The organism is Bacillus sp. Leaf49, from assembly GCF_001426125.1.
Classification (GTDB): domain Bacteria; phylum Bacillota; class Bacilli; order Bacillales; family Bacillaceae; genus Bacillus; species Bacillus altitudinis.
Genome location: NZ_LMRK01000009.1, coordinates 56,665 through 64,196, shown reverse-complemented (window position 1 = coordinate 64,196; position 7,532 = coordinate 56,665). Strand labels below are relative to the sequence as shown.

General features: G+C 40.6%; 4 protein-coding genes and 1 riboswitch. All 4 genes read right to left on the bottom strand.

Annotated elements, in window-relative coordinates; all coding sequences use genetic code 11:
- Positions 1-248: 248 nt before the first annotated feature.
- Entirely contained in the window at positions 249-1,970 is a 1,722-nt protein-coding gene (locus ASG46_RS06380; protein WP_056703741.1) for a pyruvate oxidase, read from the bottom strand.
- 70 nt (positions 1,971-2,040) lie between these two features.
- Positions 2,041-3,867, bottom strand: a complete 1,827-nt coding sequence (locus ASG46_RS06375; protein ID WP_007498061.1) for an APC family permease — start codon at positions 3,865-3,867, stop codon at positions 2,041-2,043.
- Positions 3,868-3,979: 112 nt separating this feature from the next.
- A riboswitch (cyclic di-AMP (ydaO/yuaA leader) is annotated at positions 3,980-4,127 on the bottom strand.
- 66 nt (positions 4,128-4,193) lie between these two features.
- Positions 4,194-6,275, bottom strand: a complete 2,082-nt coding sequence (locus tag ASG46_RS06370; RefSeq protein WP_056703739.1) for a cellulose biosynthesis cyclic di-GMP-binding regulatory protein BcsB — start codon at positions 6,273-6,275, stop codon at positions 4,194-4,196.
- 4 nt (positions 6,276-6,279) lie between these two features.
- A complete protein-coding gene (locus ASG46_RS06365) occupies positions 6,280-7,503 on the bottom strand; it encodes a glycosyltransferase family 2 protein (protein WP_202394383.1) in 1,224 nt (407 codons plus the stop codon).
- Positions 7,504-7,532: the final 29 nt, after the last annotated feature.

Genomic DNA, 7,532 nt, shown 5'->3' with positions numbered 1-7,532 from the left:
TGCCCTTGTATCCATGGCACTGGTTAGTGCTTTTGCATCAAGTATCTTGCCCAGATTAAGCCACTCCCTCCATTATTGATCATAAAGTCTATTTTACCTTTCTCACCGAATTGGAAAAATAGGCTTTAAGTTGCAAAAAATCCAGTCTGTATATTTTTATATAGAAGAAAACAAGTGACAATTGAAATGATTTTACCTATTCAACAAAAAAAGTCAGTCTTCTAATTAGAAGACCGACTACCTGCTGTTTAGAAAAAGCGTTTAAGGCTTTTCTTGAGTGGAGGGAGATCCAGCTCACCTTTTTCAAAGAATTTTTTCAATAAATATTTACTAAAGCCCGCTGCTTGTGTGTACGTGATTTTACCAGGTAACGGTGGTTCATTGGTCACCGCAACATCAATGATCACAGGTTTCTCAGCTTGAAGTGCTTGATCAAAGGCTGGTGCTAGTTCTTCATGTGATGACACCGAGATTCCTTTACCACCGCACGCTTCTGCAAATTTTGCAAAATCAATATCTTCCAGCTCTATACCATAGTTGATGTTGCCTTTTACCTGTTGTTCATATTCAATCATACCAAGGTTGTTGTTGTTTAAGATCACAACGACAATTGGCAGTTTATATTTTACCGCCGTCACAAAATCTTGCATCACCATTGTGAAGCCTCCGTCACCACAGACAGCAATAGCTTGGCGGTTTGGTTCGTTTAATTTAGCTGATATTGCGCCAGGTAACCCACAGCCCATTGTGGCAAGCCAGCTGGAAATAATGAAATCCTGCTGCTTCATTTCGAAATGACGAGCCATCCATACCGTCACATTACCGACATCAACTGAAAGAATGGCATCATCATCTACCGCTTCTTCTAATCTAGCGATGACTTGCTGCGGTTTAAGCGGTGATGTGGCAATAGATTTTTCCTTATTCATTTCTTCTCGCCACTTCATCATGTGCTCTGTACAAGCTTCAAGGAAACCGCGCTGCTCTTTATATTCAATATAAGAGGTTAGTTCATGAAGACCAGTCTTACTGTCACTTACAATCCCCACTTCTACTGGATATCTTTTACCGATCTGATCCGGTTTGATATCCAATTGAATGGCAGGTGTGTCTTCCGGTAAGTAATCCCTATATGGGAAGGAGGTTCCAAGCATGATTAATAAATCGCACTCTTCCATCGCTTCATATGCAGGCTTCGTCCCGATCTGACCTAGGTTCCCTAAAAAGTATGGATGCCTGTCTGGAACAACACCTTTTGCTGGAAGTGTAATGACGATCGGTGCAGCTGCCTTTTCTGCAAACGAAAGAAGTTCTTCTTTAGCATTTCTTAATCCTTTTCCTGCTAAGATGACTGGCTTCTTCGCATTGTTAATGAGTTGAGCAGCCTTTAGCAGTTGATCTTTTTTCGGCCGCACATCTCCCTCTACATAAAGAGGTGATGTATAAACGGGACTCCGCTTAATTTTCTGAGAAAATAAATCATCTGAGACAGTGAGAACCGCCACCCCTTTATGGGTATAGGCAGCTTTGATGGCTTGATTCAATAAGTCAGGCAGAGCTTCTGCTGTTTGTACTTGCTGATTAAAGACAGCAACATCGTCAAACATCCGCTCTAATTTGATTTCTTGAAATGCATCTCTGCCTACTTCAGTTGAGGCAACCTGCCCTGCTATCGCTAATACAGGTGCACCGTCCGCTTTTGCATCGTATAGTCCATTTAATAAGTGGACAGCACCTGGCCCAGCAATTGATAAACAAACACCAAGTTTGCCTGTTAGTTTCGCATCAGCTGCTGCTGAAAGTGCTGCCACTTCTTCATGTCTTGTTTGTATAAATTGAATTTTGCTTGATTCATGCCTTAGTTCTTCGATTAATTCGTTAATACTGTCGCCGGGCATTCCATAAATATGTTTCACGCCCCACTCTTCTAGTAGCGCTGTTACTTCTTTTCCTGCGGTTCTTTGCGGCATGTGAGAAAACTCCTTTTTTCTTACTCCATACCACCGCACCCTTTTGATCAAACGTTTCAACTTGCTCTTGTTACTTTTTAAAGTGATATGGAAGAGTGGCGACAACAATATCCCGTTTCCATAATAAACGGAATCTTAATAAGAAAGCAGATTGATTATGCAAAATGGTGTGCCATCTTTTTTTCGGAATAAATTGAGGGACGAGCACCATCACTCTATATTGATGTGCATTTGCTTTCGCTTCAATCGTTTCAAGAAATTTATCAAGCGGGTGAATGAGACTTCGATAAGACGAATGTAAAATCACAAGACGCACATCACTATTCAGCTTTTCCCAATCAGCTTCAATTTTCTTGTCTTTCTCTTTATCAAACGATACATGAACCGCTATGACCTGGTCTGATAAGGATTTTGCATATTGCACAGATTGTTCGACGACACGTGTGACACCTGCTATTGGGACGATGACCACATTTCCTTTGATTTCGACAGGCTCGGTTTCATTCAATAAACGTAATTGTTCTCCAACAGACAGATAATGTTTCTTAATAGAATGAAAAATAAATAGAACAATTGGCATGAAAACAAATACTGGCCATACAAGATGGAACTTGGTCAAAATGAGAATCATGAAAACCGTAAATGAAATAAGTGCTCCCACGATATTGATAGGCATTTTCACTTTCCATCCCTGTGGTTTTTCACGAATCCACTTTACACACATACCTGTCTGAGACAAGGTAAATGGAATAAACACACCGACAGCATAAAGTGGAATGAGGTGTTCCGTTTTCCCATCAAATAACCAAATAAGCAGCATAGAAGCTACACCTAAGAAGATAATACCATTGGAATAACCGAGCCGATCTCCTCTCACTGTAAACATGCGCGGCATATATTTATCTTTTGCTAAGTTGACAGCCAATAATGGAAAAGCTGAAAAACCTGTGTTTGCTGCTAATATTAAAATTAAAGCTGTGACAGCTTGAATGACATAGTAGAAAAATGTCCGTCCAAATGTGTCTGATGCAATCTGTGACACAACCGTTTCTTCTGGCTTTGGCGAGATGCCAAAACCAAACGCAAGCAATGTCACTCCTACAAATAGAACGGCCAGTAATCCCCCCATCATCAATAAAGTTCTCGCTGCATTTTGTGCAGCTGGTTTTTTAAAGGATGGAATTGTATTAGAAATCGCTTCAACACCAGTTAAAGCAGAACAGCCAGACGAAAATGCCTTTAATAAAAGAAATAACGTGATGCCTGATACATGTGTACCAAACGCTGTATGTTCAGGTGCTGGCGGCACTTGCCCAGTTAATAGTTTAAACCCGCCCACCCCAATTAAAATGAGCAATGAAAAGACAAATAAGTACACAGGATAAGCCAAAATAGATGCCGACTCTGTCAGTCCACGAAGGTTTAACACCATAATCACTAGGACTAATACGATTGAGATCATGACATGATATGGATATAGAGCTGGAAAAGCCGATGTGATCGCATCGGTCCCAGCAGAAATGCTCACTGCTACGGTTAAAATGTAATCGACGAGTAATGATCCACCAGCAACCAGCCCTGGTTTTTCACCTAAGTTTCTGCTGGAGACGACATACGCCCCGCCGCCTTCTGGATAAGCATAAATAATCTGGCGGTAAGATAGAATTAACGCCATTAAAAGGATTAATACACAACCTGCAATCGGGAGTGAGTACCAAAACGCTGCCGCACTAACAACTGATAGAACAATCAAGATTTGTTCTGTACCGTATGCGACTGACGACAATGCGTCTGATGACAATAATGCCAAAGCTTTGATTTTTGATAGTTTTTGTTCTCCTGCTGCCTGTGATTTTAATGGTTTACCAATTAAAATACGCTTCATCAAACTGTACATGTGATGCCCGCTCCTTTAGTGTCAAACGATTTGAGTTACAAAATTTGGATCGCCAAAAAGACACAGAGGCAATAGAATGCCCCTGTGCCTATTGTTTAGATCACAGGTTGGTCTTTGCTCTCTTTAACGCTTACGAGGTTAGCTGACGGATTCGGGCGCATGAGATTTTGCCCTACCTTAAAAGGATTCACCCCACGTGGTGTTTTATACCACCACAATTGGTTCCCCCGCTCATCGAAATGATTCAGCGATTGGTCTTTTATAAAAGAGATCATACTCCCGTTTGACACCAAAGTAAAGAGATTTTTTCAAGGTCTTTTGATCGTTTAGAACTCAGTCTTTTTACGGTTTTTTCGTACGAAATAGACAATCATTAAAAGCACAAAAAGGATGAGTGCAGCGATACACACAAAGTAAATCCAAGACTCGCTACTGCTTTGTTTTTCACTTGTTTTCAGACTGCTCGATGTGCTACTGACGGATTGATGATTAGTAAACACGCCTTTGTTTTTACTCTCTATTGCAACTGTTGCTTTTTCTGTATTTGTTTGAAGAAATTGCATTACTTCATTTGACACGTTAGCTTCAGCTGCAGTCATTCCTGAAAAGACTGTCATTGTCTGTTCTTTATTCCAAACAGATGGCTGCGTCCATACAATTCGAGCCGTTGTTTCGTTGATCATGCCGAAAGAAGATACATCATACTGATCCTTTTTCACCGGAACAACGAGATCGGCTGCTTTTTCTTTCAGAAGAGAGAATGTTTGAATGCCTCCGATGAAAATGAGAGGGTGATTTTTCAATTGTTCATTTGTCACTTGAGAAGCTTTCATTAAATGATATTGAGCTACTTCTGGCTGACTAAAAGATTCCGTCAACATGGCCATTTGATTGATTGTTTCACGTTTGATTTGATCTGGTATGATGATCAATGTATTTTTCGAAGTGAACGGGAGCGGCCATGCGGCTAAATCTGGCTTTTCACTCGTTGTTCCTTCTGGTATTTGAAGAGAGCTGTCTTTGTCAATGAATATCCAGCCTTCTTCATCCGTATGTCTGCAAGATTCCATGTTTTTAAAACCACTTGTGACAAATTGCAAATCAATATATTCATTTTTTTGAAGTATCTTTGAATCGACTGGAATCGAGACATGATAGAATCCATTCGCATCTTTGCTGCCTAGTTTTGTTAATGGTACGTCGTGCGGTTCGTCATTGATCATAACAGTTAACCGTTCTGTTTTGCTTGCCGCTGTATCAGATTTTTTGAATGAAAGATTGAGCTTTGCACCTGATTTTTGGTTAGCCAGTAGCGCTTTCGGATAATAGTAGTGGTCGGATACCGTCTTGTTGGTCCCAACCGTGACATCATCTCCGCCAAAATCTTTCAAAGGAATCTTGTAAGATGGTTTAGACGTTTGAGCTGCAGCCTTTTGAAGCACTAGGTCTGTTCCAGTCAGTTGATCCGTTAATTCTGACTGAGTCAGAACATTGATTTTTCCAGCGATTGTCACAGGCTTTTCCGCTGTCACAAATAAAATGGGCTGTTCTGTTTTCTTTGCTGTCAAAGTTCTCATCGCTACCGTAAGATGACTGCTTTTTGTTTTAATTCCTGCAGCTTGTTCAATCGATTTCATCCGTCCATCCCAGCTTCCTTTAGCTCCCACAGCAATCGTTGGGTGCGCCACTTGCTTGATGTCCTTTTCTTGGATAAGTTTGATCTCTTTTTGGCGATCTTTGTTTTTCAACGTACGGTATACTTTGATGGCCGCTTCTAATTCAGCTGCATCCGGTGAATTAGGAATTACAATATCTGTCTGTTCTTTCTGATCACCTGTTTGAATAAAAGGTGATGGAAAGCTATCTAATGTGAAATCTTTTGTCTGGATTCCTTTGAATGTAAGTTCACTTTCAGGATACACTTTTAGCCAATTAGCAGGTGTGTCTTGGTTGATACACACGCCTTCTTTTAAAACACCATAAAAGGTGACCTGAATGCGGTGAGTACCTTCTTTCAATTGTGCTTTGTTCAACTTGATTTGAATCGACTTCTTCTGGTTTTTCCCTGATACAGGGATGGTCTTTTCGATCTCTCCATCAATCATAACAGTGAATGAGGAAGGTGAAATCAATAATGGTGAAGCCTCTATATTGAACGTCAATGTGCTTGACTCTGTTTTTTCCTGATCCACTTGATAGGTAAATTCAGTGCGGTCTTCTTGTCCATATAAGGTCACTACGTCTTCTGATAGATGCTGCGTTTTTGTTTTGTTTTCTTTTGAAGATTGAACCCAATCATCTTTGACTTGAACTCGGTTGGATTGCGCCATTGCTTGACCTGCCATGAAAAAAGGCTGGATCGCTAAGGATAATCCTAATATATAAATCAACCATTTTAACGATTTCAATATGTCACCCGCTTTTCTTTTGTTGTTGATTGTAACGCTCGGTTTTGTACCATTTCACTTCTTGTTTCAATAATCGGCTTTTCACCTCTACACATAAGGAGTACACAACAAGCGCAATCCATACTTGGGAATAGGTAAAGTACATGAGAACGACAATGAGAATGTTTTGTTTGGTCAGCTCTGTTTTCTCTATGCTTAACGTAATCATCACTTCTGTTAAAAAGAGGAAGAAGGCTAACCCCCATAGGATGAGTGCGACAGCTCCCACAGATAAGTGAAGATCAACGAATAAGTTTACGATAAAAATGCCGTTGGAGAGCAGTACACCAAAGAAAAATAAGAAATACGTAAAGAAAAAATAAAATAAATCGAAAATCATTCGTTTTCTTTTTAATTTCATAAACTGCCTTAAAAATTTGAGCACAACATATTGGTTGCCTCTAGCCCAGCGTGTTCGTTGCCGCCACCAGACTTTCCATGTTTCAGGCTCTTGTTCCCATGTAATCGCAGCAGGAAAGAACCGAATCACATAGCCCAGATTATACACACGAATTGTTAATTCAGTGTCTTCAGCTAGTGCATGGACATCCCAGCCGCCAAGCTCTTCTAAAATGTGCCGACGGATCGCAAAGTTGGTGCCTGGTATTGTCGCAATGCCAAACCATTTCCATCTCCCGCCTTGCGCCATCCACTGGAAGCAGATCGTTTCTATGTTAATGAATTTTGTCAGGAGGTTTTTGGCTGCATTGATGACCCTGAATTTCCCGACAACAGCACCTGCTTTAGGATCATTCAATAATCCAAGAACCAAATGGTAGACGGCTTTCTTTTCAGGCATATTATCTGCATCGTATACACAAATAACGTCTCCTGTCGAAGCCTTCAAGCCTTCATTCAGTGCAGTAGATTTCCCCTTCCCTGCAAATGGCGGCTTTGTTTCAATCATATGGACATGATCGTATTGCTCACTAAATGATTGCACAATCTCCCCTGTACGATCAGAGGAATTGTCATTAATCACAATGATTTCAAGAAGGTGTTTGGGATAGGATAACTGGACCATGGCTTTTAGCGTCTGCCGAATGACCACTTCTTCATTATGTGCTGGAATGAGAATGCTGACGGTCGGCAGATCTTTCCCTTGTTTCGTCCATTTAGGCAGCACTTTTTCGTAAGTTAAATAGTGCTGAAAGCCTCCCTGCATCAGAAACATATGATATAGGAGCATGATCCAAATCAGTATTAATGATAGGTAAA